This is a genomic window from Telluria mixta, from assembly GCF_029223865.1.
GTDB lineage: Bacteria > Pseudomonadota > Gammaproteobacteria > Burkholderiales > Burkholderiaceae_D > Telluria > Telluria mixta.
Window position 1 is genome coordinate 4398608 of record NZ_CP119520.1, and the last position, 25463, is coordinate 4424070.

The following is a 25463-nucleotide window of genomic DNA, read 5'->3' on the forward strand; positions in this document are numbered from 1 at the left end:
CGTAGGAAAAACTTTTTTTATTCGTCATACTGGTAGACGCAACCAGTGAGCGAGCTATGGATGACGATGTCGTCGAGTGGGTCATGTCGAATTTCCTGCCTTTCGAAGCCGAGCTTCGCAAGATGCTGGCCCGCGTCTGCAGCGGCCCGGCCGAGGTCGACGACGTGATCCAGGAGACCTATTACAAGGTGCTTCAGCTGGACAGCGTGGATCACGTGCGCGGGGCCAGGGGCTTCCTGGTGCGCACGGCAAAGAACATCGTCATCGACCGGATGCGACGCGATGCGATCGTCAGCATCGAGTCGGTCGCCAACCTGGAAGAGTTCGAATTTCCGGACACGGCGCCCACGCCGGAACGCGTCGCGCTCGCGCGCGCCGAGCTGCGCTGGGTGTTCGGTCTCATCGCCAATCTCCCGGACCGTTGCAAGCAGGTGTTCATGTCGCGCCGCATCTACGGCCTGTCGCAGACCGAGACGGCGGCAGCGCTGGCGATCTCGGAAGGCATCGTCGAGAAGGAGGTGATGCGGGGCATGGGGCTCATCTCGGAGATGATCGCCCGGGTCGGCGTCCACGACGCGCCGCGCGCCAAAGCCAGGCCCCCGGCAAGGAAACGCCATGTCAACGATTGACCGGCAAGCCATGGACTGGGTCGTGCGCCAGTCCGATCGCGTGCTGGACGAGGCGCAGCGCCGTGAATTCGACGCCTGGTTCGAAGCGGATATCCGCCACCAGGGCGCGTATCTGCGCGCGGTCGCGATCAACCGGGCGCTCAACCAGGCGACCGTGCAGGAATCGCTGCGCCCGAAACGCGAACGGCTGGAAGCGGAATGGGCCGGCGCGTCCTGGCGGCGCACGGGGTCCCGGCGGGCCTTCCTGGCGGCCGGCGGCATGGCGACCGGAGTCGCCGTGTTCGCGCTGACCCGCCTGTTTGCCGCCGACAAGACCGTGCTCACCACGGCCAAGGGCGAGTTCCGCAAGGTGCCGCTGGCGGACAAGTCGGTCGCGGACATCAACAGCGGCAGCCTGCTCGAAGTGAGGATGACGCCGCAACAACGCCAGGTGACGCTGAAGAAGGGCGAGGTGTGGCTGGAAGTCGCCAAGGACAGGACCAAACCGTTCATCGTCGAGGCGGGGCAGGTGCGCGTGCGCGCGGTCGGCACGGCATTCGGCGTGCGCCGTTTCGGCAATGGCGCCGAAGTGCTCGTGACGGAAGGGACGGTCGAGGTATGGAGCAACGACGGCAGCGCGCGCAAGCGGCTGGTGACGGCGGGCGAGCGCAGCTTCGTGCCGGACCAGGCGGAGAATATCGCCGTCGCCCGGCAGCCGGTGGAAGTGCAGAGAAAGCTCGCGTGGCGGGAGGGCAAACTGATATTCGATAATCAAACGCTCAGCGAAGCGGTGGCCGATTTCAACCGCTATAGCGAGAAGAAGATCGTCATCGCCGACCCCGCGCTCGGGCGGCGGAAACTGGTCGGACAATACCAGATCGATGCGCCCGAACTGTTCGCGCAGGACGTCGGCGCGTACCTGGCGATCCCCGTCACTGTCACGGCGGAGACGATCGTGCTCGGCCGCGGCTGAAAAAATGTTCGCAAGACCCGTAGGAAGTCGTCGCATCATTCGTCGTTATCGATAACGGAGGAGATTACTCCGGATAAGAACAGGTTGGTTTGGGAGGAGACAGCGTGATGTACCCGGATCTGTGCGGAAGGACGGCTGCCGTCGTACTGAGCATGAGCATTGCGGCGCTGCCGCAAGTGGTTCATGCCCAGGAGGCGCGCAAGCCGTTCGACATCGCGGCGGGGCCCGCCTTGAATTCGGTCGTCGAATTCGCCAGGCAGGCCGGCATCAACGTGCTGGCGTCCGGCGAGGTCCTCGCCGGGATCGACACGCCGGCGGTGCGCGGGACGTTCACCGTCACCGAAGCATTGGACAAGCTGCTGTCCCGAACCGGCCTGACGAGTCGTGTGAACGCGAGCGGGGCCATTTTCATCCTGGGCCCCGACCGCACATCCAAAGGGGACAAGACAGTGACGGGACATATTCCAATGCAACGGCGCGCGACCTGCTGCGCCGTGATGCTGGCGCTCGGCGGCGCGAGCGCCGCGTATGCGCAAACGGCGCCCGATGGCGTCGCGGCGCCGGACGGCGCCATGAAGCAGGAGGAGACGGCGACCGTCGTCGTGACCGGCATGCGCGCGAGCCTGCAGAGCGCGCGCAACCGCAAGCGCGACAACGATGCGATCTCCGATTCCATCGTCGCCGACGATATCGGCAAGCTGCCCGACCAGAACATCGCGGAAGCCGCCCAGCGCATTCCCGGCATCCAGGTGGGGCGCAGCAAGGGCGAGGGCGCCAACATCCAGATCCGCGGCCTGGGCCAGAACAAGGTCGTCCTGAACGGGCTGGAAATGTTCGGCGCCGGCGAATACAACGGCCGCAGCTTCGATCTCGAAGACCTGCCGGCCGACGTCCTCGCGGGCATCGACGTCAACAAGAGCTCGTCGGCCAATGAAATCGAGGGTGGACTGGGCGGCTACGTGAACATCCGTACCCGCCAGCCGTTCGACTTCAAGGGAAGGGCGGCGACCGTGTCCGCCAAGGCCACGAATTACAGGATGGCCGGCGGCGCCGGGGACAAGACCAGGGGACAGGCATCGGTGCTGTTCAGCGACCGCTGGAAGACGGGCGTGGGCGACATGGGACTGCTGCTCAATGCCGCGCACACGGAAAGCGTCTTCGGCCTGGCCGAAAACCAGGTGGAACGGACGGAGATGATCCCTGACTATGCCGGCTCGGGCAAGGGCGTCACGGTGCCGATCGGCCGGTTCACCGGTAACGCCCATCACGGCGACCGCAACCGCGACACCTTGATCGCGTCCTACCAATGGCGAGTCAGTCCCGGCCTGAGCTTCTTCGCCAACTACATCGGCATCGATTATCTGCTGCGTAACAACTTCCAGACCGCGCGCTTCTACCACGGCACGCCGACCTCGGCGTATACCACCTGGGGCGACACCAACAGCGACGGCAGCGACAACCTGAAGTCCGGCACGTTCACCAACAACTCGCTGACCGACACGTCGGTCATCGGCGACGAACACCGCAAGTCCCAGCTGTTCGATGTCGGCGGCAGATGGAGCAACGGCGGGCCGCTGACCGTCAATGCACGCCTCGCCCACAACGAGACCGCGGTCGTGAACACGTTGTTCGAATGGGGCATCAGCGCCAAGGTGCCGACCATGACGATGACGATGAACGATGGCGCGCCGACCGGCCTGTCGGTTTCCGGCATCGACCTGAACAACCTCGCCAACTACCACCCGAACTACCTGCTCGCCATCCACCTGGACGGCAAGCAGAGGAATACCGCGGCGACGTTCGACGCGAACTACAAGTTCGACGGCGGCATCCTCAGTTCGATCGACTTCGGCCTGCGCGCGAACGACTACACGCGCCATTCTTTCGGCTTCGTCAACTTCTATTGCATCGACGGCTGCAACAGCAGCAGGACGCTGGCGACGGTCGATCCCGCCCTGCTGCACCAGGTACCGGCACGCGAATCGGTGAACGTGGGCCCCTATTGGACGTACACGACGGCGGCGGTACGGGGCCAGAGCGCGCTGCGGACCCTGTACGGACTGCCCGCAAGCGAACAAAATACCCAGGACCAGGACCAGCTCAATCGCGAAAAGACGCTGGCGTTCTATTTGAAGGCCAATCTCGAGTTCGCGATCGCGGGCAAGCCTGTGACGGGCAATCTCGGCCTGCGCGCCATCGAAACGAAGCTGCACGGCGAATCCTATGGGGCGAATGCCGCAGGTACGCTGGAACTGCAATCCCGGGATTCGAAACGCCACGACATGCTGCCCTCGTTCAACGGCAACATCGCCCTCAGCGACGACCTGAACCTGCGCCTGGGCGCGTCCAAGACCCTGGCGCCGGTCAACTTCGGCTTCATGGCCGCCGCGACGACGATCACCAACCAGGTCCAGCACGACGCCCGCGCGGGCAATCCCGACCTGCAGCCGTTCACGTCCAGGAATCTCGACGTGTCGCTGGAACACTACTTCGGCCGCAACGGTATGGCCTTCCTGGGCGCTTTCCACAAGAAGGTGGACGGCTTCATCCAGACGGTGGCCGAACAGCGCGTGATCAACGGCGAGACGTACAACGTGTCGACGTTCAAGTCGTCGGGCACGTCGAAGATCCAGGGTGTCGAAGCCGGTTTCCAGCAATTCTTCGACATGCTGCCCGCGCCGTTCAACGGCCTGGGGCTGCAGGCGAACTACACGTATGTGGATTCGAAGGCTGCGTCCGCTCTCGCCGGCAAGACCGTGCCGCTGGAAGGCTTGTCGAAGAACAGCTACAACCTGATCGGCATGTATGAGAAGGGCAGGTTCAAGGCGCGGCTCGCGTACAACTGGCGCGACGGCTTCGTCGTGTCGACCAGCTCATCGGGCGCCCAGGGCGTGCCGATCTACGCCAAGGAACTCGGGACGCTGGATTTCTCGATCGGCTATGACGTCACCAGGCAGCTGTCGATCGTCGTGGACGGCGTGAACATCCTCGGCGCGGCAACGGAGACGTATTACGGCAATTCGCACAGCCAGGCCAACTACCAGCCCCTGAACAAGCGATACGGCATCCAGGCCCGCTATTCGTTCTGACAGGCTTTCGTTCTCCTCGGAAGTTCGGCACGCCATGTCGCTCCCGGCCGGCGTGCCTTTTTTTTACGGTGGATCATGAAGCGACGTGATTTCCTCTACCTGTCCGCGTCCGCCCTGGCCGCGCCTCGCGCGGGCGCGGCCGGGGGCGGGGCGGCGCCCGATTTTTCCTGGCTCGACGCGCGCCTGCGCGAGCGTGTCGACAACGGTTATTTCGACGGCATGGGCCTCGTGATCGGGCGCGGGGAACGCATCCTGCACGAGGCGTATGCCGGCGACGGCGGCCCCGACGTCGTCCGCCACGTGGCCTCGACCGGCAAGTGGACGGCCGCCGCCACGATCGCCGTCCTCGTCGACGAGGGCAGGCTGCGCTGGGACGAGCCGGTCCGCAAATTCCTGCCGCAATTCACGGATGCGAAAGGCAGTGCGACCTTGCGCCAGCTGCTGTCGCACACGGCGGGCTATCCGGATTATCAACCGGAAGGCCGGCGCCGCGACGACTATCCGACGCTCGAGGAAGCCGTCGCCCACATCGTCGACCTGCCGGCCGCCGCCGCGCCGGGCGAGGTCTTTCGATACGGCGGCCTTGCGATGCAGGTGGCCGGACGGATGGCGGAGCTTGCGGCGGGCATGCCGTTCGACGCCATCTTCCGGTCGCGCATTGCCGGCCCGCTCGGCATGCGCCATTCCGGTTACGCGCCCGTGTCCACCGAGCCGGGCTTCAATCCGATGCTGGGCGGCAGCCTTTTCACGACGACGCGGGATTTCGCGCGCTTCCTGATGATGATCGCGCGCGGCGGGGTAGCGGGCGGCAAGCGCATCCTGAGCGCGCGGGCCATCGCCGAACTGGAAGCGGACCAGGTGCGCGGCGCGCGGGTCAAGCGCGGCGAATACGTCGAACTCGCGCGCCAGGACACCGCGCGCACGGACATCTATGGCCTCGGCCAATGGCGCGAAGAGGTGGACCGCGACGGCCGGCCGCTGCTGCTGTCGTCGCCCGGCTGGGCCGGGGCCTACGCCTGGGTCGACAGGGCCTGCGACGTCTGGGGCGTCGTCATCGCCAAGGCCAATGTCGGGAAGGCCGTGGCGGACGGCTACAGCACCTTCCTCGGTTCGTCGATCTACGCGCCGATGGTGCGCACGGCGCTGGCGCAAGCCCGCGACACGCGTACGAAGCGCGCGCTCGTCCCTGTCGACGGCGGGAAGCTCTACTACGAGGACAGCGGCAGCGGCGCGCCGGTCATCTTCCTGCACGGGCACAGCTTCGACCGGCGCCAGTGGCAGCCGCAGGTGGAAGCGCTCGAACGCGGCCACCGTGTCATCCGCTACGACCTGCGCGGGTACGGGCGCTCGTCCGCGCCGCAGGAGGACGCGGCGTTCCTGCACGCGGACGACCTGCGCCAGTTCATGGATGCACTGGGCATCCGGCGCGCGCACCTGGTCGGCCTGTCGCTGGGCGGATTCGTCGTCACGGACTTCATCGGGCTGTATCCCGATCGCGCCCTGAGCGCCACGATGGCCGGCGGCGACCTGTTCGACGTGCCCGGCCCGGACGAGCCGTGGACCGCCGAGGCGCTGGCCAGGCGGCGGGCCGACATCGCGGCGCTCAAGGCGGCGGGCGTTGCCCCGTTCAAGCGGCGCTGGCTGGAGGACCTGGTCGGCCACGGCGGCAGCGGGCGCGAAGCGTTGCGCCAGCCGCTGTGGCGGATGATCGACGAATGGCGGGCCTGGCAGCCCTTGCACGTCGAGCCGCGGCTGCTGCTCGGGCGCGCGGCGCCGGGCCGGCTCGCGGATGCCAGGCCGTCCATGCCGGTGCTGATCGTGCGCGGCGACCTCGAAAAGATCGACCTCGCGATCAAGGCATGGTTGCCGCAGGCGGAAGTGGTGGTCATTCCCGATTGCGGGCACGTGTCGAACCTGGAGCAGCCCGCGACGTTCACGGCGACGCTGAGGCGCTTCCTCGCGCGGGTGTGAGATCGGTCCTGCACACGACCGGGTTGTCCAGATCGCGGCTCCATTCGCACCAGCCGCCGTCGTACACGGCGATGTCGTCCCAGCCCATCAGCCAGGCGTAGAAGAACGCCAGCGACGCGCGCCAGCCGGTGCCGCAATAAAACACCGCCTGCCGGCCCGCATGGATGCCGCTCGCGCCCCACATGCGGCGGATGTCCGCCGCGGGCTTCATGCGCCCGTCCGCGTGATGGAATGCGGCCATGCTGTTCACGTCGCCGTCCTCGCCGGCGCGGCCCCACAGCGCGCCGGGGATGTCGCCCCGTGCCTCGATGTAGCTGTAGCCGGACGTCTTGCCGACGTATTCGTTCCACGTGCGGATGCTGACCAGCGTGCCCTGACCGTGCCGGAGGAGCGTGCGCACCTGGGCCATGTCGACCAGGTAGTCGGGCCGCGCGGGCAGCGTCGTACCGAAATCGTCGGCAGCTGGGCCGGGGCGCTTCGATCCCTGTTCGAGGGGAAGGCCCGCGCGCTGCCACGCCGCGAACCCGCCGTCGAGCAGGCGCACGTCGGCGACGCCGGCGTACAGCAGCAGGTGCGCGACGCGCGCGGCCGCGAGAACGTTGCGGCCGTACAGGACGACGGTGACGTCGTGGCGGATGCCGTGGGCGAGCAGTACCTGCAGGAGTGTCGCGTCGGGGACCTTGTTCCACAGGGGGCCGTGCTCGAACCACGTCGTGTCGAGGTAGCCGGCGCCGGGAATATGGCCGGCGGCGTAGGCGTCGTGCGCGCCGCATCCCACTTCGAACAGGCGCGATGCGTCGTCGGCGACGCGCGTCAACCACGCGGGTGTGACGAGGTGCCGCCCGCGGGGCAGGTCGCGGCGCAAGCCGAAAAGAGGGGTGCTGTCCAAGGGCGAAGGCAGGTGGAAGTGGCCGGAGGCGGTATGGTACAGGACCCGACGTCAAACATGGTTAATGGCGAGGAACCGCTCGGCGAAGCTGGCCGCGTTGATGGCCGGCGAAAGGACGAACCCCTGGATCTCGTGGCAGCCTTCGGCGCGCAGGAAGTCGACCTGCTCGTCCGACTCGACCCCCTCGGCGATGACCTCCAGGTTCAGGTTCGCGGCCATCGCCAGGATCGCGCGCACGATGGCGCGGTCGCCGTCGCTGTGCGGGAGGTCGCGGACGAAACTCTGGTCGATCTTGAGGCGGTCGACGGGCAGCTGCTTCAGGTAGGACAGCGACGAGTAGCCCGTGCCGAAATCGTCGACGGCCAGCTCCACGCCCATCGTCTTGATCACGTGCAGCTTGCCGATCGCGTCGACGGTATCGGCGACGAACGCCCCTTCCGTGATTTCCAGTTCCAGCCGGTGCGGGGGAAGGCCGGACAGGACGAGGGCATGCCGCACCTGGTCGACGAAATCGGCCTGGCGCAGCTGGACGACGGAGACGTTGACGGCGATGCGCAGCGCCAGCCCGGTCCGGCCCCAGTCGGCGGCCTGGCAGCATGCCGCGCGCAGTACCCAGTTGCCGAGCGCGACGATGAAACCGCTTTCCTCGGCCACGTTGATGAATTCCTGCGTGGGCACCATGCCCCGGCCGGGGCGGTCCCAGCGCACGAGGGCCTCGGCGCCGACGATGCGGCCGTCCAGCAGCGAGCGCTGCGGCTGATAGAACAGCTGGAATTCGCCGCCGTCGATCGCCCGGCGCAGGCCCGTTTCCAGGTCGAGGCGGTGCTCGACCTGGCGCGCCATGGAGCTGTCGAAGAACTGCCAGCCGTTGCGGCCGGCGGCCTTGGCGCGGTACAGCGCGGTATCGGCGCTGCGCACGAGGGCCTGGCAATCCAGCCCGTCCTGGGGATACAGCGCGATGCCCATGCTGAGGGTGAGATACAGCTCGCGGTCGTCGAACGCGACCTTGTCGGCGCAGGCTGCGTGGATGCGTTCGGCGAGGTGCTCCGCCCTGAGCGCCAGCCGGTGGCCGCCCTCGACGGCGATGGCGAATTCGTCGCCGCCCATCCGCGCCAGCACGTCGGTCGGGCCGATGCAGTCGCGCAGCCGTTCGCCGATCCGCACGAGCACCTGGTCGCCGCGCCCGTGGCCGAGCGTGTCGTTGAGCGTCTTGAAGTTGTCGAGGTCGATCAGGACGAGCGCGACCATCGTCCCGTTGCGCTCCGCCAGCGCCAGCGCATGGTTGAGGTGGTCGACGAAGGCACGCCGGTTCGGCAGCCGGGTCAGCGGGTCGACGTGGACGGCCTGGAACAGCTGCAGCTCCGACTGCTTTTGACGCGTGACGTCGATCGTGATGCCGCGCACCTGCAGGTGGCCCGTGCCCGAGCCGGCCAGCATGACGTTACTGCGCAGCCAGATCTCCCTGCCATCCGGCGTCACGAGGTGATGCTCGACCGGTTTGAGCAGACCCGGTCCGTCCAGGTTCAGCACCGGCTCGACGGTCTTGCCGTCCGGCGTCGTGCAGAGCCGGTCGCGCCAGAACGTCGGGTTGTGGATCCATTCGCCGGCCTTGTAGCCCGAGATGGCTTCGGCATTGCCGCTGACGTAGGTGAAGTGGAATGCCGGCAGCTCGGCTTCCCAGACGACGCCGTCGATGCCGTCCACCAGTTCCTGGAACCGGCGGTGCGCCGCGTCCAGCTGGGCGTTGCGGCGCGTGAGGTTGAGCTGGGTCTCCTCGAGGTCGGCCAGGCGCAGCCACAGAAAGCGCAGCAGTCCCAGCAGCAGCAGGGTGGACACGGCGCCGATGGCGGCGACTTCCCAGCTGCGCACGACCCACGGTTGCAACACCTCGGCACGCGCGACGCTCGCCACGGCGACGATGTCCGATTCGGGCAGGCTCGCATAGCCGACCAGGCGCGGCTTGCCGTCGATCATGCTGCGTTCCGTTTCGTAGATGCCGGACGGCGCCGCGGCCAGTCTCTGGAACAGGCCGGTCGCTGCCACGTTGTGGTCCATGACGTCGGCCCTCAGCGGCGTTTCCATGATCACCCAGCCGTCCCGCCGCAGCAGCATGAGGCGGCTGCTGTCGCCCAGCCGCAGGGTCCGGTAGAAGCGATCGAAATAGGCCATGTCCACGCCGAAGCCGCCGATCATCTTCAGCGAGCCGTCCGGACGGTCGACCCGCCGGGTGATGGGGATCGACCACTTGCCGTTGGTGCGCGAGCGGACCGAGCGGGAGATATGCATGCCGTGGCCGGGATGGGTGGACAGGTAGGCGTAGTACTCGCGGTCGCGGCTGTCGATGGGCTGCAGCGGATAGGTGCTGTTGCTGGCGCGCAGCCAGCCATCGCCATCGATCACGTTCAGGCCCGACGCCTGCGGCGCACCTTCCACCGCCGCGATCAGGATGTCGTGGATGTCGCGCTCGTCGGCGGGAGAGAGTGAAAGGTGGCGCCGTTCGATCTCTTCGAGCGCCCAGCGCAGGCGGGTGTCGGCTTCGCCGAAGGTGCGCAGCGCGTGTTCGTTGAGCGTGGCGGCGATGTTGCGCATGTCCGAGCCCGCCTGCGCGAGCGTCGACCGGCGGTCCATGACGATCGCCGTGCCGGCCGACAGGATGTACAGCAATGGCAGGATCAGCGCGAACAGTACCAGGCCGCGCCGCAGCTTGCGTATTGAATTCAAGGCCAATAGCGTCCCTCCCATGGGATTGCACAGCCTGTAAATATCATACACGTCAGCCATGAAAAAAGGCCGTCGATGTCTTGAATCAGTTCGCTGGGAACCTGACTAAAATGGCGCAGTCTTATGCCGTATGAGCAAGCTTCTTTTCATTGACGCCGCCGCCAAGACGCTCGGAGTCTCGACAAGTACCCTGCGCCGCTGGGAGGCCACCGGCCGATTTGTCCCGCTACGGACGGTGGCCTACACGCGCATCGACGGCGTGCGCAGGGTCGGGCAGGAGGCACGATGCTGATCGCACACCGCGTCGCGCTCGACCCGAACAACGTGCAGGCGACGTACCTCGCGCGCGCCGCCGGCGTTGCGCGCTTCGCCTACAACTGGGCCCTGTCCGAATGGCAGCGACAATATTTGGCACAACGAGCTGATCCGGCGCTGCCGGCGCCGTCACAGCTCGCGCTGCGGCGCCAGCTGAACGCGATCAAGCGCGAACAATTCCCCTGGATGTTGAACGTCACGAAGAACGCGCCGCAAATGGCGATCATCCAGTTGGGCGAGGCTTTCAATAACTTTTTCGCGCATCGTGCACGTTACCCCAGGTGTCGCCGCAAGGGCGTCGACGACCGTTTCACCCTGACAAACGACCAGTTTCGCGTGGACAGCAAGCGCTTTTACATTCCCAAGCTGGGCTAGGTCCGCATGCGCGAAGCATTGCGCTTTACGGGCCGGATCGTCTCGGCGACTGTTTCCCGCCGCGCTGACCGATGGCATGTCAGCATTACCGTCGACGCGACCGACGCATCCCTGCCGCCTGCCGAAAACCAAGGCGTGGTGGGGATCGATCTCGGCGTGTCGGTACTGGCCACGCTGTCGACGGGAGAGCAGTGGCTGGGCGCCAAAACGCTGCGCACGCTCTTCGACCGACTGCGGCGGCTGTCGCGCTCGCTGTCGCGCAAGGTGAAGGGCTCCCGCAACCGGGACAAGGCGAAGCGGCGCCTGGCCCGACTGCACGCGAGAATCGCCAACATACGCCGCGACAGTTTGCACAAGCTAACGAACAGCGTCACCCGGCGCTTTCATATGATCGGGATCGAGGATCTGAACGTGAAGGGCATGCTGGCAAACCGGTGCCTGGCACGCGCAGTCGCCGACATGGGCTTTCACGAGCTACGCCGCCAGCTGAGCTACAAGGCCGCGTGGCGTGGCGGACATGTGGTCGTGGTGGACCGGTGGTACCCGAGCAGCAAGACGTGCTCGCACTGCGGACATTGGCTGGAGGAACTCGCACTCGGGACGCGCAGTTGGACTTGTCCCGGGTGCGGGGTACTACACAACCGCGACATCAACGCCGCGGTCAACTTGAAGAATATGGCGATGAGTTCCATCGCAACCGCCTGTGGAGGGGACGGCTCTGGCCCCGTGCGCGAGCACGGGACGAAACCGGCCCCGTTGAGCCAGGAACCCAGCGGCAAAAGCTAACGGTGGTTAGTTTTGCGTAGGTCTCGGAGAACGGAGCCTTTCTTTTGGGTTACCGGTCGCGTCAGACGGCGACGCTATCCGCCACGTCGCGGAACTCGCTGATCTGGTCGAAGTTCATGTAGCGGTAGATCTGGTCGGCGTTCTCGGTGAGCACGCCGGTGTGCGCCATGTACTCCTCGCGGGTCGGGATCTTGCCCAGGGTCGAGCAGACCGCGGCCAGTTCGGCCGAACCCAGGTACACGCGGGTGTCGATGCCGAGGCGGTTCGGGAAGTTGCGCGTCGACGTCGACATCACGGTCGCACCCTTGCGGATCTGCGCCTGGTTACCCATGCACAGCGAGCAGCCCGGCATTTCCATGCGCGCGCCCGTGCGGCCCAGCGTGCCGTAGTGGCCTTCGGCCGTCAGCACCTGCTGGTCCATCTTGGTCGGCGGGGCGACCCACAGGCGGACCGGGATGTCGGTCTTGCCTTCCAGGAGTTTCGAGGCGGCGCGGAAGTGGCCGATGTTGGTCATGCACGAGCCGACGAACACGTCGTCGATCTTGTCGCCGGCGACGTCGGACAGCGTCTTGACGTCGTCCGGGTCGTTCGGGCAGGCGACGATCGGTTCATGGATGTCGGCCAGGTCGATCTCGATGACGGCGGCGTATTCGGCATCCGCGTCCGGCGCCAGCAGGTCCGGCTTGGCCAGCCAGGCTTCCATGGCCTTGATGCGGCGTTCCAGCGTGCGGCGGTCCAGGTAGCCGTTCGCGATCATCCACTTCATCAGCGTGATGTTCGAGTTCATGTACTCGATGATCGGTGCCTTGTCCAGGTGGACCGTGCAGCCGGCGGCCGAGCGCTCGGCCGACGCGTCGGACAGTTCGAACGCCTGTTCGACCTTCAGGTTCGGCAGGCCTTCGATTTCCAGGATACGGCCGGAGAAGATGTTCTTCTTGCCCTTCTTGTCGACGGTCAGCAGGCCTTGCTGGATCGCGTACAGCGGGATCGCGTTGACCAGGTCACGCAGGGTGACGCCGGGTTTCATCTCGCCCTTGAAGCGGACCAGCACCGATTCCGGCATGTCCAGCGGCATCACGCCGGTGGCGGCCGCGAAGGCGACGAGGCCCGAGCCGGCCGGGAACGAGATACCGATCGGGAAGCGGGTGTGCGAGTCGCCGCCGGTGCCGACGGTGTCCGGCAGCAGCAGGCGGTTCAGCCACGAGTGGATCACGCCGTCGCCCGGACGCAGCGCGACGCCGCCGCGGTTCTCGATGAAGGTCGGCAGTTCCTTGTGCATCTTGACGTCGACCAGCTTCGGATAGGCGGCCGTGTGGCAGAACGATTGCATCACGAGGTCGGCCGAGAAGCCCAGGCAGGCCAGGTCCTTCAGCTCGTCGCGGGTCATCGGGCCGGTGGTGTCTTGCGAGCCCACGGTGGTCATCTTCGGTTCGCAGTACGTGCCCGGACGGATGCCCTGGCCTTCCGGCAGGCCGCACGCGCGGCCGACCATCTTCTGGGCCAGCGAGAAGCCGCGGCCGCTGTCTTCCGGGTTCTGCGGCAGGCGGAACAGGGTCGACGGCGCGAGGCCCAGCGCTTCGCGCGCCTTGGAGGTCAGGCCGCGGCCGATGATCAGCGGAATACGGCCGCCGGCGCGCACTTCGTCGAACAGCACGTCGGATTTCACTTTGAACTCGGCGATGACTTCGCCGTTCTTCAGGGCCTTGCCGTCGTACGGACGCAGTTCGATGACGTCGCCCATGTCCATGTTCGTCACGTCCAGCTCGATCGGCAGGGCGCCGGCGTCTTCCATCGTGTTGTAGAAGATCGGGGCGATCTTGGTGCCGAGGCACACGCCGCCGAAGCGCTTGTTCGGGATGAACGGGATGTCTTCGCCCGTGAACCACAGCACCGAGTTGGTGGCGGATTTACGCGAGGAGCCCGTGCCGACCACGTCGCCGACGTAAGCGACCAGGTGGCCCTTGGCCTTCAGCGCCTCGATCTGCTTGATCGGGCCGATCTTGCCCGGCTCTTCCGGATTGATGCCCGGGCGCGGGTTCTTCAGCATGGCCAGCGCGTGCAGCGGGATGTCCGGGCGGGTGGTGGCGTCCGGGGCCGGCGACAGGTCGTCGGTGTTGGTCTCGCCGGACACCTTGAACACGGTCAGCGTCATGCTTTCCGGGACGGCCGGACGCGACGTGAACCACTCGGCGTCGGCCCACGACTGGATCACTTCCTTGGCGTTGGCGCTGCCCTTGTCGGCCAGTTCCTTCACGTCGTGGAAGTAGTCGAACATCAGCAGGGTCTTTTTCAGGCCTTCGGCGGCGACTTTGCCGACGACAGCGTCGTCCAGCAGGTCGATCATCGGCTTGATGTTGAAGCCGCCGAGCATCGTGCCCAGCAGGCGGGTCGCCAGTTCGCGCGAGACCAGCGGGCTGGTTTCCTCGCCGCGGGCGATCTTGTTCAGGAAGGCGGCCTTGACCTTCGCCGCGTCGTCCACGCCCGCCGGGACGCGGTTCGTGATCAGGTCGACCAGGAAGTCTTCTTCGCCCGCCGGCGGGTTCTTCAGGAGTTCGACCAGGTCCGTGGTCTGTGCTGCGGACAGGGGCAGCGGGGGCACGCCGAGGGCGGCGCGTTCGGCGACATGGGTGCGGTATGCGGCTAACATGGGAAGCTCTTTCAGTCGTTTTGAAAAGCAGGACAGCGGTTGCTGGCCCTGTACTGCCGATATTGTATCTCAAGTCTTCTATAAGACATAAGACGAGAAATACACATTTGTCCCATCCGCGCATCAATCCGCTGCCTGGCCGCTCCTTGCGATGTCGCGCGGCGTCATGCCGAACGCGCGCTTCATCCACGCCGCCATGTGGCTTTGATGGGCAAAGCCGACTTCCAGCGCCACCTGTCCGGCGCTCAGCCGCCCCTGCAGCAACAGCGACCTGGCCCGCTCCAGGCGTCGCTGCACGACGTACCGGTGCACGGGCACGCCCATCGTCTGGCGAAACAGGACGTTGAAATGCGGTACGCTCAAGTCGACGAGGGCGGCCAGCCGGTCCAGGGACAGGCGTTCGTCGAGGTGCGCCTCGATGTAGTCGATCACCCGCGCCGCCGCGCGCGCCGACAGGGCGCGCCGCGTGCGGCCGTCCGCCACCTCGGCGCCGGCGAGGCGCACGGCCATCGCGGTGCCCAGGCTCCCGGCATAGAGCGGGTCGGATGCTTCCTCGGCCTCGAGCTCGGCCAGCAGCGCCCACGCCAGGTGCTGGAAGCGCGGGTCGCGCCACTGGAACGACGGACGGATCTGCGCTTTCGCCGATGTCAGGCCGAGCTGGTCGTACGTCTTGCGCAGGAAGCCGTCCGCGAACCAGATGTTCAGGATCGTGCAGTCGGCATCGTCCGACCATTCGCCGTCCAGGCCCGCCGGAATCACGTCGACGTCGCCATGGGCCTGGATGCGCGCCGAGCGCGCGCCGTCGCAGCGGCACAAGGCACGGACGGGCCGGCCCACGTGCACGCCGACGCGATGGTGGACGATGCCGGGGATGCGGTGCCGGCCGGCGGCGACATCGATCATGTCGGCGCCGAAGCCCGTCCAGCCGAGCGCCGCGCTCGACACCAGGCTGCGGCGCTGACCCGAGTGCGGTTCCAGGGGCGTGCGGTCTGCGGGCATGCAAAGTCTCCTCTTGTCGGTTCGATCCGGCGAATCGATCCGCTATTCTGCCGCATTTGCCGGCCCGGCCGGCAGCCTGCCCCGCAGATCGTCATCCGGATCTGCTGCAAATCCGCCGTTCCTGCGCGCCCGCGCGCGCGCCGCCACGTAAGCTCGGTGCCCTGGTGATCGAGGAGACAAGCCATGGTTGTGATCTTTGAACGGGCGCGGGCGCAGGTCCGCATGGGGTGCGAGGTGGCGGTCGCCGAGCTCGACGCGGGCATGGGCATCACGCTGCTGTATCGGGAATTCGAAGCGGCGCTCGTGCCGCCGGTCCTGGCCCGGGAGTGACGCATGCGCATCTTGTGCGACCTTCTCGCGGGCCTGTCCCGCCGCGTGCAGTGCAGGCGTCTGCGCCAGGTGCTGCGCGCCATCCCCGACAGCAACGACGACTTCGTGAGCTATTGATTCGTCAGCGGCGTATCCACCTTCTTCAGCGTGCGCAGCACGAAACTGGACTTGCTGTGCCGGATGCCCGGAATGTTGTAAATGCGCTCGCGCAGCAGCCGTTCGTAGTCGCGCGTGTCCTTCACGGCGATGCGGATGAAGTAATCGTAGTCGCCCGAGATCAGCGCGGCTTCCAGCACTTCCGGGATCGATTCCAGGGCCTGGCCGAATTTATACAGCGTCTCCTCGCTGTGGCTGTCCAGCGTCACCTGGACGATGACGGTGTCGTTGTAGCCGAGGCTCGCCAGGTCGACCTTCACCGTGTACGCCTCCAGCAGGCCGCTGTCCGTCATCCGCTTGATGCGGTTCCAGCACGACGTCGTCGACAGATTGACCGCGCTGCTGATCTCCAGCAGGGGCGTGCGCGAGTCCTTCAGCAGGATGGCCAGGATCTGCAGGTCCGTTGCATCGTAAAGTTTTCTCTGCTCGTCCATATTTGGTGAAAAGTTTTCAGTATGTACCTCGATTATAGCGAAAACTATGAAGCACTTTCCGCGAACGGATCGATAAAATTCAGGGATGAAAACACATCCCGACACTCCCTTGACCGCCGCCCGCGTGCTGGTCGACACGCTGGTGGATTGCGGCATCGACACCGTGTTCGGCTACCCCGGCGGCGCCGTGCTGCCGCTGTACGACGCGCTCGCCCTGGACCGGCGCATCCGCCACATCCTCGTCCGCCACGAACAGGCGGCCGTCCACGCGGCCCAGGGGTATGCGCGTTCGACCGGCCGGCTCGGCGTCGTGTTCGTCACGTCGGGGCCCGGCGTCGCGAACACGACGTCCGGGCTGCTCGACGCGATGAGCGATTCGATCCCCGTGCTGTGCATCAGCGGCCAGGTCGCGACCGGCGCGATCGGCACGAACGCCTTCCAGGAATGCGACGCGCTCGGCATCACGCGCACGGTCACGAAATGGAATACGCAGGTGCGCGATGCCCCTGCCGTGGCGGCCACGATCCGCGCGGCCGTCGCGACGGCGCTGGGCGGGCGGCCGGGGCCTGTGCTGGTCGACGTGCCGAAAGATATCCAGGCCAGCCAGGTGGCGGCGCCGGCCCCGCGCGTGCCCGAGGACGTCGTCCCGTCAAGCGTGCCGGCCGCCGCGCTGGAGCAGGCCGCGCACCTGATCCGGCATGCGCGCCGCCCCGTGTTCTACGGCGGCGGAGGCCTGATCAACGCGGGCGACGCCGCCTGCGCCGCGTTCGCCCGTCTGGTGCGCTGGAAGGATGCGCCGTGCACGCTGACGTTGATGGGGCTGGGCGCGTTTCCCGCGTCGGACCCGCGCTGGCTCGGCATGCTGGGCATGCACGGCACGCTGGAGGCGAACCTCGCGATGCACGAGGCGGATCTCGTCGTGTGCGTGGGCGCGCGCTTCGACGACCGCGTCACCGGGCACCTCGCGCACTTCTGTCCGGACGCGCGCATTGTCCACGTCGACGTCGATCCCGCGTCGATCGGCAAGGTCGTGCGGACGGACGTCGGCCTAGAGGGCGATTGCGCCGATATCCTCGATGGCCTGCTCCGGATGCTGGACGGCGTCGACCCCGCGCCGACCGCGGCCTGGTGGGACAGGATCGCCTCATGGCGCGCGGCGCGCTGCCTTGAGGTGCCTGATGCCGCGTCGGGCATCCTGCCGCAACGGCTGATGCGCACGCTGGCGGACCACGTGGCGCGGCGCGACGCGATCGTCTCCACCGACGTGGGCCAGCACCAGATGTGGGCCGCGCAATACCTCGGCTTCGACCGTCCCCGCCGCTGGCTCACGTCGGGCGGCGCCGGCACGATGGGTTATGGCCTCCCGGCGGCGATCGGCGCCCAGGTCGCGCATCCCGATGACCTCGTCGTGTGCATCTCGGGCGACGCATCCGTGCTGATGAACATCCAGGAGCTCGCGACGGCGGTGCAGCACCGGTGCCCGGTCAAGTTGATCTTGTCGAACAACGGCTGCATGGGCATGGTGCGGCAGTGGCAGGAACTGCACTACGAAGGCCGCTACAGCCACAGTTATTCGGAGGCGCTGCCGGACTTCGTGGCGCTGGCCCGCGCATTCGGCTGGCAGGCGCGCCGTGTCGAGGACCCCGGCGAACTGGATGCGGCCGTGGCGGCGTGCCTGGACTCGAGCGGGCCATACCTGCTCGACGTGCGGGTCGAGCAGGCCGAGAACTGCTTTCCGATGATCCCGGCGGGGCGGGGGCATCACGACATCCTGCTGGCGAAGGACACGTGGTACGACGCGGCGGTTCAGAGCCGGTCCGCGTCCTGCCATCCCGCCGTGGCGAATGCCCACTGAAGGAACAGACGGGTCAGCAGGTAGCCGCCGAGCACGCCGATCACGCCGAAATACACCAGGATCGCGAGCGCCAGAGATTGCCTGGCGGCGCCGCCGCCCAACGAACTCGCCATGGTGCGGGCGGCGCCCAGCATGACGTCGCCGATCTGCTCGCTGTTGACCAGCGATACGCCGACGATAATTTTTGTCAGCCAATCGGATATCTGTTCCAGGTTCGTGTTGACGGCCGTGGACGGGCCGCGTGCGGTCGCTGTGGGCTGAAGGCCGGGTGCCGTGTCCAGCGTGTCGGGTTCGGGTCATGGCGCGCCCGTGCGCGCCGTATCGGACGAGAGCGAGCGGGGAATCCCGAAAATGAATCCGATAAAGCTGCCGACCGCAAACCAAGCGCCCGACCACAGCAGCGCCGTCCAGCGCTGCGCATCCCGTTCGGTGTAGGTGATGCGGATTTTGTCGATCGCGATGTCGATAGAAAAGATCACGACGATAAAACCGCATAGCAGCGCAAATAGCATGGCGACGCCGACCCGTTTTACGTCGCGATCCGTTGCCCACCATTCCTTGGCTTCGAGAAGTTTCATATCACCTCCATCGGATACCGTGCGTCCAACATACTCGAAAGCCCATTGAATCTTCTGCGCGGCGGCGGTGTCCAATCCCCGATTTCAGTGAATGCATGCGGAAGTGTTGTTTTGGAGGCTGCGATGTTTCAGATTTCAATCGTCAACCGCACGCTCACGATTTCCGATCTCGAGCTGCACCGGGTGGTCCGTGCCGTCAATCGCCAGGTCGCCGACGACTTCGCCCCGTACTGGGGCTTCGGCGGCCGGCTGCGGGTGGAAGGCCCGGCGGGCGAGAGCCTCGACGCCCAAGCCGCGCGCGAGCTGCGCGGCGACGCCATCCTGTACCTGCTCGATTCCGCCACGTCGGCGGATGCACTGGGTTACCACGCGCGCACCTTGCGCGGCATTCCCTATGGGTTCGTCTACCTCGACCTGTGCGCGAAACTGGGTGACGCCTGGTCCGCCACGCTGTCGCACGAGGCGCTGGAACTAATTGCCGATCCCCAGTGCAACCTGCTGGTGCAGGGGCCGCATCCGCGCGGCCCGGCGCTGCCCCAGGTCTATCACTACTTCGAGGTGTGCGACGCCGTCCAGTCGCACCTGTACGACATCGACGGCGTGACGGTGTCCAATTTCGTGCTGCCCAGTTATTTCGCGCCCGATGACGCCAGCGAAGGACGGCGCGACTTCAGCGGCACCAACCTGCGTTCGTTCGACGTGAACCCGGGCGGCTACATCGGCTTTTTCGACCCGAACCTGGCCGGCGGCGGCGGGGCCGCCACGTTTTTCGCGGACGCCCGCTCCGAACAGCGTTACGCGATCAAGAGCCGCGCCGCGTCCGGGCAGCGCGACTGTCCGTTTGGCCGGGTGATGCGGCGCGCCGGAACGCAGGCGACCCCGCAGGCGACCCCGGGCACGGAGGCGCAGATGGGCTGACGCTTCCATTTCATCGTGTTTCGTGACTTTTCGAGGAGAAACATCATGGCAGTGATCTCGATCAACGGGGTGAAGTTCGACCCCGCGCAGGACGCTCCGGCAATGCAGACCTTCGGCATGCTCAGTCAGACGAACATCGCGAAATCGGACTACGTGCTCGTGCAGACACGCGCGCCGCTGACCGCGCCCGAGAAAGCGGCACTGGAACAGGCGGGCGTCCGGCTGCTCGAGTACGTGGACGACGCCTATGTGTGCGCGTACAAGGACCGCGACCTCGACCGGCTGCGGGCGCTGCCGTTCGTCGCCTGGGCCGGCGACTACCCGGAGAAGGTCAAGGTGTCGCCCGAACTGCACGCGGCGACGCAGTCCTCGTCCGCCCATGTGCTCAGCATGCGCAGTCCCGCCGGTTTGCCGGGCGGCGGCAAGCAGCACGTCAACATCGTGCTCCAGCGCGACGCCGACAGCGGCGCCGCGCTGGACCAGATCGCGACGGTCGCGGGCGTTTCCCGTGCCGGCCTCGCTGCCACGAACGGCAAGGTGCGTGCCGTCGTCGAGGCCGACCGGCTCGATGCGCTCGCGGGGATCGACCAGGTCCAGAAGATCGAGGCCGCCCGCGAGAAGCAGCTCTGGAATAACGTGGCGCGCGGCATTCTCGGCGCCGACATCGTCGCTACCCAGGCCAGGTTCGAAGGCGCGGGCCAGATCGTGGCCGTGTGCGACACCGGCTTCGACAACGGCGACGCCGCCGATCCGCATCCGGCCTTCGAAGGGCGCGTCAGGCAACTCTACGCGTGGGGCCGCCCCGGGGATCCCAGCGACCAGGACGGCCATGGCACGCACGTGTGCGGCTCGGTGCTCGGCGACGGCCATTCGGAAAAATATGGCGCGGTGCGCGGCTGCGCGCCCGCGGCCACGCTGGTCATGCAGTCGATCGAAAGCGCCGACGGCACGCTGGGCGGCCTGCGCGATGGCGTGATCCCGATCCTGCAGCAGGCCTATGCCGACGGCGCGCGCGTCCACTCGAACTCCTGGGGCGATACGAACAACGGCTACTCGGCGGACTCGCATGACGTGGACGACTTCGTCTGGAACAACCGCGACGTCGTCGTCGTGTTCGCGGCCGGTAACGCGGGCAGGGACGGCAACCGCGACGGCACCATCGACGGGCATTCGGTCGGCTCGCCCGGCACCGCGAAGAACTGCATCACGGTGGGCGCGAGCGAGAACGACCGGCCGGGCTTCTTCTACGTCGGGAGCAATTTCAAATTCTCGAAATATGGCGAAGGCTGGCCCCGCCAATTCCCCGTGAAGCCGATCAGCACCGACACGATGGCCGAGAATCCCGACGGCCTGGCCGCGTTCAGTTCACGTGGCCCGACGGCGGACGGGCGCATCAAGCCGGACGTCGTCGCGCCGGGCACCGCGATCCTGTCGACCCGCTCGCGCGCGACCGGCGCCGGCAGCGGCTGGGGACTGTCGGAGGACGACATGTACCTGTTCGAAGGCGGCACGAGCATGGCCACGCCGCTCGTCTCCGGCTGCGCGGCCGTCGTGCGCGAATACCTCGAGCAGAACGGTGCCGGGACGCCCAGCGCGGCCCTCGTCAAGGCGCTGATCGTCAACGGCGCCGAACCGTTGCGGGGCCAGTACACGCCGAGCGAGACGGGCGTCGTGCCGAACCACCACCAGGGATTCGGCCGCGTGAACGTGGCGCGGTCCGTCGACGTCGACGACGGCAGCCGGTTGCTCCATTTCTGGGACGAGGACCGCACGCTCGACACGGGCGAGGAACAGGTGTTCAAGGTGGCCCTGCCGAAGCACGCGAAGAGCCTGAAGGTGACGCTGGTCTGGACCGATCCTCCGGGCGAAACCCTGCAGAACGACCTCGACCTCGTCGTCATGGCCGGCGGCGAGGTCGGGTACGGCAACGCGGCGCCGGGGTCGACCATTCCCGACCGCGTCAACAACGTCGAGCAGGTGTTGCTGCTTGCCGTGCCGCCGGGCGACGTCGAGATCCGGGTGAAGGCCTACCGCTGCGCGATCGTGCCACAGAGCTTTGCGCTCGTGGCGCGGGCCTATTACTGACCCGTCGTGCCGGTCACAGCGGCCGCAGCCACAGCGCCTGGCCGCCGGAAGCGGGCAGGTCGAGCTGCAGCACGGTGGCGGCGTCCACCGTGCGGGTGCGGATGCCGACTTTCGTCCGCGTCGGCGCGGCCGGGTCGTCCGCATAGATCGTCGCCTCGTAGCGCTTGCCCTTCGGGAGGAAGTCGAAGCGCAGCGGGATGCGGCGCGCGTCGTTGTTCGTGATGCTGCCCACGAACCACTCGTCGCCCTTGCGCCGCGCGATCGTCACGTCGCGGCCGGGGGCGCCGTCCAGCACGCGCGTCTCGTCCCACGTGGTCGGGATGCGGTCCCAGAACGCCAGCTCGGGCTCGTCGCGCGAGCGGTCCGGCGTGTCGTACCAGTACAGCGTCTGCAGGGGGCTGTAATAGATCACGGCCAGCGCCAGCTGGTGCGCGTGCGTCGTGCGGATGCGTGGGTCGTAGTAGCAGATCGTGTAGTCGGCCGCGCCGGCGAGGTAGCGCACGAACGGCAGCACCGTGTTGTGGGTGGCGTCCGGCATTTCCTCGTTGCCGCGGATGCCTTCCGCCGTCAGCAGGTTCGGCCAGGTGCGCTGCTCGCCGGTGGGGCGCCAGTCGTCGTGGATGTTCACCATGATGTGGGCGTCCGCCGCCTGCTGGATCCTGTTTTCGAGCCATGTCGTCCAGCGGTGCGAACCGACTTGCACGAAGCCGAATTTCACGCCTGCGACACCCCAGTCGCGGTAGGTCTGGAACAGCGTGTCGCCCTGTGCCATCAACCCTTGCTGGTTCACGTACAGCCACACGCCGATGCCCTTGGTTTTGGCGTAGGCGATGATGCCCGGGAGGTCGAAGTCGGGAATCGCCACCTTCGTCGCGTCGGCGTCGAACGAGAAGGCGTTGCCGTACCACTTGAAGTCGATCAGGATGTGCTGCAGCTTGTGGCGCGCGGCGAAGTCGATGTTGGCCTTGGCGTCCTTTGTCGTCAGCGACATCACGCGCATGATCTTGCCCGGCTTGATCCACGACGTGTCGGCGATGCGCGACGGGGCGTTCAGGTTCAGGATGAAGTCGTTGTTCTCGATCAGCTGGCCGGGACGGCGCGCGATCATGATGCCGCGCCAGGGCGTGGCGAAGGGCGAGACCAGGTCGGCCGGGTCGTGCATGGCCGTGACCAGCGTGTCCGGCTTGTCCGGGCTGAGCTTGAACTTGGTGCGCGCGTAATCGACCATCTGGCCTTCGAGCAGGGCGACGGACAGGCCGTTCGGCAGCTGCAGCGTGAGCGGGCGCTCGGCCTGGTCCGGCCAATTGGAAAGCGGCATCAGCTGGTACGGGCCCTGGGCCCAGCCGTGGAACCACGCCCGTGTGCCGGCCGGCAGCGCGAATTCCGTATCCTCGCCGATCACGCGGTAGTACGTGCCTTTTTCGTTCTCGGGGAACGCGAAGCGCAGCGCCACCCCGGCGTCGTACGCGCGCACTTCGACGGACAGTTTATAGGTCGGGTTGTCGTCCTTGACCAGGTCGACGGCGAGGGCTTCGTAGTGGTCGCGGACCTGCGCGCGTTCGCCCGTGACGGGTGTCCACGTGCTGTCGTGGCTCGCGCGGCGTACGCCCGTCACGCGCAGGTTTTCGAACCAGCGCGCGTGATGGTCGACGGGCAGGGCCATCGCGTTCTCGGACAGGTGGTTGTCGAGCCGCAGTTCCAGCCGCGAGTCGCGGATGACGGTCTCGCCGTCGTAGCGCACGTTGTAGGACAGGGCGCGCTTGCCCGCGGCATCCATCTTCTGCGCCAGTTCGAGCACGATGTGGCCGTCGGGCGATGCGACGCGTTCGATCATGTCCGCGGCGGCCGCATGGACGGTGGCGGCGCACAGCCACACGGCGGCGAAAAATTGACGCATGAAGTCTCCTTGATTTGTTATCGATCACATGGTAGCAGATATCCGCTACCGGATGCAATCGGTGCTTAATCGCTCTGCAGGCTGGGGAAGCTGTCGCTGAAATCGCCGCGGGCGCGCGCGGCACGTTCGTCGGCCAGGTCGCGCCCGAGCGTGGCGACGCAGGACGCAAGGTCCTCCTCCTTGCCGGCGACGGCGACCGTCCGCGCGGCGGCGCCGTCAATGCGCATCCATAGTGTCCGCTGGCGCAGGAACGTCCGCAAGACGTCCATCATGGCCGCGGCGGGGATCTCCGCCGATGCGCGGTCGGCCCTGGCCGGGCGTAACGCGACGCTGAGCGCCGTCTGCGCGCCAGCGCCGATTTCCAGGAGGTGGGGGCGGGCCGGCGCGTCGTCGTCGCGCAGCCTGACCTTGCCGACCAGTTCGAGCTTTTTTGCGTCGACGCCCACGCCGAGCGTCAGGCGCAGGAACTGCCGGATGTCGCCCTCGACCGGCATCGTCGCGAGCGTGCACTGCACGATACCGTGGTCGCCGGCGTCCATCCAGAACGCCAACTGCTCTTGCGCCGGTGCGGGCCGGGCGAAGCAGGACGTCGCACTGAATACGGCAAGCAGGGCCAGCACCGGTCTCATTGTCTTCCTCTCATCGATCGCGGCGGCCAGTGTAATAAAAAGTCCGCGACAAATGGTGGAGATATCGATAACATTGCACATCCACACACGGAGACGAGCATATGAAGCACAAGACGAAGATCTTCCTGGCGGCGGCGCTGCTGGCCACGGCGGCGGCTGCGCAGGCCGACGGCGTGTTCCGCCCCGGCGCGCTGTGGCCCGACGACAAGGGCGTCCACATCAATGCGCACGGCGGCGGCATCCTCGAACACGACGGCGTGTATTACTGGTTCGGCGAGCACAAGGTGGCCGGCACGGCGGGCAACCGCGCGCAGGTGGGCGTGCACGTGTACAGCTCGCGCAACCTGACCGACTGGAAGGACGAAGGCATCGCTCTCGCCGTCACCGACGACCCCGCGAGCGACATCGTGCGCGATGCCATCATCGAGCGGCCGAAGGTGATCCGCAATCCGAAAACAGGAAAATTCGTGATGTGGTTCCACCTGGAGCTCAAGGGCAAGCGCTATGACGCGGCGCGCGCGGGCGTGGCCGTGGCCGACAAGGTGACGGGGCCGTACGTCTACCAGGGTTCGTTCCGGCCCGACGCGGGCGCGTGGCCCCTCGACGTGACGCCGGCGGACAAGGACCCGGCCACGTCCTTCCTTGCGCGCGACCACGCGGGCGGGCAGATGTCGCGCGACATGACCTTGTTCGTGGACGACGACGGCAAGGCCTACCAGCTGTATGCGTCCGAGGAAAATCACACGATGCACGTCTCGCGCCTGGCGGACGATACCCTGCGCTCCGCCGGGCAGTACGCACGGGTGAAGCAGAACGGCGACGACGAAGCCCCGGCCATCTTCAGGCACGGCGGCAAATACTACCTCGTGACGTCGGGCCTGACGGGCTGGGCGCCGAACGCGGCCAAGTCGTACGTGGCGGACGATATACTGGGCCCGTGGCGTGCGCTCGGCAACCCGGTGCGCGGCACGCCGGAACAGCAGAAGATCACGTTCGGCGGCCAGTCGACCTACGCGCTGACGTTGCGCCGTAACGGTTGCACGCGGCATATCCTGATGCTGGACGTCTGGCGCAAGGAGGATGCGATCGACGGGCGCTACGTGTGGCTGCCGGTCGAATGGGAAGGCGGCAAGCCGGTCGTGCGCTGGCGCGACCAGTGGACGCTGGCGGACATGGACAAGCTGCCCTGCGACGGGCCGGGAGACTAA

At 66.8% G+C, this 25463-nt stretch carries 21 protein-coding genes; 12 read left to right on the forward strand and 9 right to left on the reverse strand.

Annotation, left to right across the window (positions count from 1 at the left end):
* Nucleotides 1-56 precede the first annotated feature (56 nt).
* The 4 genes from P0M04_RS19690 to P0M04_RS19705 all read left to right on the forward strand — a co-directional run bounded on the left by P0M04_RS19690 (nucleotide 57) and on the right by P0M04_RS19705 (nucleotide 6641).
* Nucleotides 57-629: an RNA polymerase sigma factor gene (locus P0M04_RS19690; protein ID WP_259447423.1), complete on the forward strand. Its 573-nt coding sequence runs from the start codon at nucleotides 57-59 to the stop codon at nucleotides 627-629.
* Nucleotides 616-1581 carry a FecR family protein gene (locus P0M04_RS19695; RefSeq protein ID WP_259447422.1) on the forward strand — a complete coding sequence of 322 codons (966 nt, stop codon included), beginning with the start codon at nucleotides 616-618 and terminating at the stop codon, nucleotides 1579-1581. Before P0M04_RS19690 ends, P0M04_RS19695 begins: the two co-directional genes overlap by 14 nt.
* 107 nt (nucleotides 1582-1688) lie before the next feature.
* Nucleotides 1689-4670, forward strand: coding sequence for a TonB-dependent receptor (locus tag P0M04_RS19700; protein ID WP_259447871.1), 2982 nt, complete (start codon nucleotides 1689-1691; stop codon nucleotides 4668-4670).
* Between the two features lie 75 nt (nucleotides 4671-4745).
* Complete coding sequence (locus P0M04_RS19705; protein ID WP_259447421.1) at nucleotides 4746-6641, forward strand: alpha/beta fold hydrolase; 1896 nt, start codon at nucleotides 4746-4748, stop codon at nucleotides 6639-6641.
* Here P0M04_RS19705 and P0M04_RS19710 read toward each other — a convergent pair.
* Entirely contained in the window at nucleotides 6604-7530 is a 927-nt protein-coding gene (locus tag P0M04_RS19710; RefSeq protein WP_259447420.1) for a sulfurtransferase, read from the reverse strand. The genes P0M04_RS19705 and P0M04_RS19710 overlap by 38 nt on opposite strands.
* 51 nt (nucleotides 7531-7581) lie before the next feature.
* Nucleotides 7582-10251 (reverse strand): bifunctional diguanylate cyclase/phosphodiesterase, encoded by a 2670-nt coding sequence (locus P0M04_RS19715; RefSeq protein WP_259447419.1) that lies wholly within the window; start codon nucleotides 10249-10251, stop codon nucleotides 7582-7584.
* Nucleotides 10252-10381: 130 nt separating this feature from the next.
* On the opposite strand from P0M04_RS19715, the gene P0M04_RS32895 reads away from it, so the two are divergent.
* Genes P0M04_RS32895 through P0M04_RS19725 form a run of 3 tightly spaced genes read left to right on the forward strand, consistent with a single transcriptional unit; the run spans nucleotide 10382 to nucleotide 11727 of the window.
* Nucleotides 10382-10543: a MerR family transcriptional regulator gene (locus P0M04_RS32895; RefSeq protein ID WP_371877210.1), complete on the forward strand. Its 162-nt coding sequence runs from the start codon at nucleotides 10382-10384 to the stop codon at nucleotides 10541-10543.
* On the forward strand, nucleotides 10537-10941 hold the full coding sequence (locus tag P0M04_RS19720; RefSeq protein ID WP_259447418.1) for an RNA-guided endonuclease InsQ/TnpB family protein: 405 nt from the start codon (nucleotides 10537-10539) through the stop codon (nucleotides 10939-10941). The genes P0M04_RS32895 and P0M04_RS19720 overlap by 7 nt, the downstream gene beginning before the upstream one ends.
* 6 nt (nucleotides 10942-10947) lie before the next feature.
* Nucleotides 10948-11727, forward strand: a complete 780-nt coding sequence (locus P0M04_RS19725) for an RNA-guided endonuclease InsQ/TnpB family protein (protein WP_259447417.1) — start codon at nucleotides 10948-10950, stop codon at nucleotides 11725-11727.
* A gap of 61 nt (nucleotides 11728-11788) precedes the next feature.
* On the opposite strand, the gene P0M04_RS19730 is transcribed toward P0M04_RS19725, so the two are convergent.
* Entirely contained in the window at nucleotides 11789-14374 is a 2586-nt protein-coding gene (locus tag P0M04_RS19730; RefSeq protein ID WP_259447416.1) for a bifunctional aconitate hydratase 2/2-methylisocitrate dehydratase, read from the reverse strand.
* 123 nt (nucleotides 14375-14497) lie between these two features.
* Nucleotides 14498-15373, reverse strand: coding sequence for a helix-turn-helix domain-containing protein (locus P0M04_RS19735; RefSeq protein ID WP_259447415.1), 876 nt, complete (start codon nucleotides 15371-15373; stop codon nucleotides 14498-14500).
* A gap of 183 nt (nucleotides 15374-15556) precedes the next feature.
* Here P0M04_RS19735 and P0M04_RS19740 point away from each other — a divergent pair, with 183 nt between their 5' ends.
* Nucleotides 15557-15703: a hypothetical protein gene (locus tag P0M04_RS19740; protein ID WP_259447414.1), complete on the forward strand. Its 147-nt coding sequence runs from the start codon at nucleotides 15557-15559 to the stop codon at nucleotides 15701-15703.
* Nucleotides 15704-15813: 110 nt separating this feature from the next.
* Here the strand turns inward: P0M04_RS19740 and P0M04_RS19745 are convergent, their stop codons facing one another.
* Complete coding sequence (locus P0M04_RS19745) at nucleotides 15814-16293, reverse strand: Lrp/AsnC family transcriptional regulator (RefSeq protein ID WP_259447413.1); 480 nt, start codon at nucleotides 16291-16293, stop codon at nucleotides 15814-15816.
* A gap of 85 nt (nucleotides 16294-16378) precedes the next feature.
* Between P0M04_RS19745 and ilvB the strand changes: the two genes are divergently transcribed.
* Nucleotides 16379-18148, forward strand: coding sequence for a biosynthetic-type acetolactate synthase large subunit (gene ilvB / locus P0M04_RS19750; RefSeq protein WP_259447412.1), 1770 nt, complete (start codon nucleotides 16379-16381; stop codon nucleotides 18146-18148).
* Here ilvB and P0M04_RS19755 read toward each other — a convergent pair.
* Nucleotides 18100-18282 (reverse strand): hypothetical protein, encoded by a 183-nt coding sequence (locus P0M04_RS19755; RefSeq protein WP_259447411.1) that lies wholly within the window; start codon nucleotides 18280-18282, stop codon nucleotides 18100-18102. The two genes, ilvB and P0M04_RS19755, sit on opposite strands and share 49 nt — an antisense overlap.
* 162 nt (nucleotides 18283-18444) lie before the next feature.
* Nucleotides 18445-18726: a hypothetical protein gene (locus tag P0M04_RS19760; RefSeq protein ID WP_259447410.1), complete on the reverse strand. Its 282-nt coding sequence runs from the start codon at nucleotides 18724-18726 to the stop codon at nucleotides 18445-18447.
* 123 nt (nucleotides 18727-18849) lie between these two features.
* Here P0M04_RS19760 and P0M04_RS19765 point away from each other — a divergent pair, with 123 nt between their 5' ends.
* Complete coding sequence (locus P0M04_RS19765; protein ID WP_259447409.1) at nucleotides 18850-19644, forward strand: hypothetical protein; 795 nt, start codon at nucleotides 18850-18852, stop codon at nucleotides 19642-19644.
* 45 nt (nucleotides 19645-19689) lie between these two features.
* On the forward strand, nucleotides 19690-21729 hold the full coding sequence (locus P0M04_RS19770; protein WP_259447408.1) for a S8 family serine peptidase: 2040 nt from the start codon (nucleotides 19690-19692) through the stop codon (nucleotides 21727-21729).
* Between the two features lie 13 nt (nucleotides 21730-21742).
* On the opposite strand, the gene P0M04_RS19775 is transcribed toward P0M04_RS19770, so the two are convergent.
* A complete protein-coding gene (locus P0M04_RS19775; RefSeq protein ID WP_259447407.1) occupies nucleotides 21743-23626 on the reverse strand; it encodes a glycoside hydrolase family 97 protein in 1884 nt (627 codons plus the stop codon).
* A gap of 65 nt (nucleotides 23627-23691) precedes the next feature.
* Nucleotides 23692-24255, reverse strand: a complete 564-nt coding sequence (locus P0M04_RS19780; RefSeq protein ID WP_259447406.1) for a hypothetical protein — start codon at nucleotides 24253-24255, stop codon at nucleotides 23692-23694.
* 101 nt (nucleotides 24256-24356) lie between these two features.
* Between P0M04_RS19780 and P0M04_RS19785 the strand changes: the two genes are divergently transcribed.
* Nucleotides 24357-25463 (forward strand): glycoside hydrolase family 43 protein, encoded by a 1107-nt coding sequence (locus P0M04_RS19785; protein ID WP_259447405.1) that lies wholly within the window; start codon nucleotides 24357-24359, stop codon nucleotides 25461-25463.

Bases quoted from the DNA above. Each gene is read 5' to 3' on its own strand.
- P0M04_RS19690 (WP_259447423.1), top strand. From the start codon at position 57: ATGGATGACGATGTCGTCGAGTGGGTCATGTCGAATTTCCTGCCTTTC.
- P0M04_RS19695 (WP_259447422.1), top strand. From the start codon at position 616: ATGTCAACGATTGACCGGCAAGCCATGGACTGGGTCGTGCGCCAGTCC.
- P0M04_RS19700 (WP_259447871.1), top strand. From the start codon at position 1,689: ATGTACCCGGATCTGTGCGGAAGGACGGCTGCCGTCGTACTGAGCATG.
- P0M04_RS19705 (WP_259447421.1), top strand. From the start codon at position 4,746: ATGAAGCGACGTGATTTCCTCTACCTGTCCGCGTCCGCCCTGGCCGCG.
- P0M04_RS32895 (WP_371877210.1), top strand. From the start codon at position 10,382: ATGAGCAAGCTTCTTTTCATTGACGCCGCCGCCAAGACGCTCGGAGTC.
- P0M04_RS19720 (WP_259447418.1), top strand. From the start codon at position 10,537: ATGCTGATCGCACACCGCGTCGCGCTCGACCCGAACAACGTGCAGGCG.
- P0M04_RS19725 (WP_259447417.1), top strand. From the start codon at position 10,948: ATGCGCGAAGCATTGCGCTTTACGGGCCGGATCGTCTCGGCGACTGTT.
- P0M04_RS19730 (WP_259447416.1), bottom strand. From the start codon at position 14,374: ATGTTAGCCGCATACCGCACCCATGTCGCCGAACGCGCCGCCCTCGGC.
- P0M04_RS19735 (WP_259447415.1), bottom strand. From the start codon at position 15,373: ATGCCCGCAGACCGCACGCCCCTGGAACCGCACTCGGGTCAGCGCCGC.
- P0M04_RS19740 (WP_259447414.1), top strand. From the start codon at position 15,557: ATGGTTGTGATCTTTGAACGGGCGCGGGCGCAGGTCCGCATGGGGTGC.
- P0M04_RS19745 (WP_259447413.1), bottom strand. From the start codon at position 16,293: ATGGACGAGCAGAGAAAACTTTACGATGCAACGGACCTGCAGATCCTG.
- ilvB (WP_259447412.1), top strand. From the start codon at position 16,379: ATGAAAACACATCCCGACACTCCCTTGACCGCCGCCCGCGTGCTGGTC.
- P0M04_RS19755 (WP_259447411.1), bottom strand. From the start codon at position 18,282: ATGCTGGGCGCCGCCCGCACCATGGCGAGTTCGTTGGGCGGCGGCGCC.
- P0M04_RS19760 (WP_259447410.1), bottom strand. From the start codon at position 18,726: ATGAAACTTCTCGAAGCCAAGGAATGGTGGGCAACGGATCGCGACGTA.
- P0M04_RS19765 (WP_259447409.1), top strand. From the start codon at position 18,850: ATGTTTCAGATTTCAATCGTCAACCGCACGCTCACGATTTCCGATCTC.
- P0M04_RS19770 (WP_259447408.1), top strand. From the start codon at position 19,690: ATGGCAGTGATCTCGATCAACGGGGTGAAGTTCGACCCCGCGCAGGAC.
- P0M04_RS19775 (WP_259447407.1), bottom strand. From the start codon at position 23,626: ATGCGTCAATTTTTCGCCGCCGTGTGGCTGTGCGCCGCCACCGTCCAT.
- P0M04_RS19780 (WP_259447406.1), bottom strand. From the start codon at position 24,255: ATGAGACCGGTGCTGGCCCTGCTTGCCGTATTCAGTGCGACGTCCTGC.
- P0M04_RS19785 (WP_259447405.1), top strand. From the start codon at position 24,357: ATGAAGCACAAGACGAAGATCTTCCTGGCGGCGGCGCTGCTGGCCACG.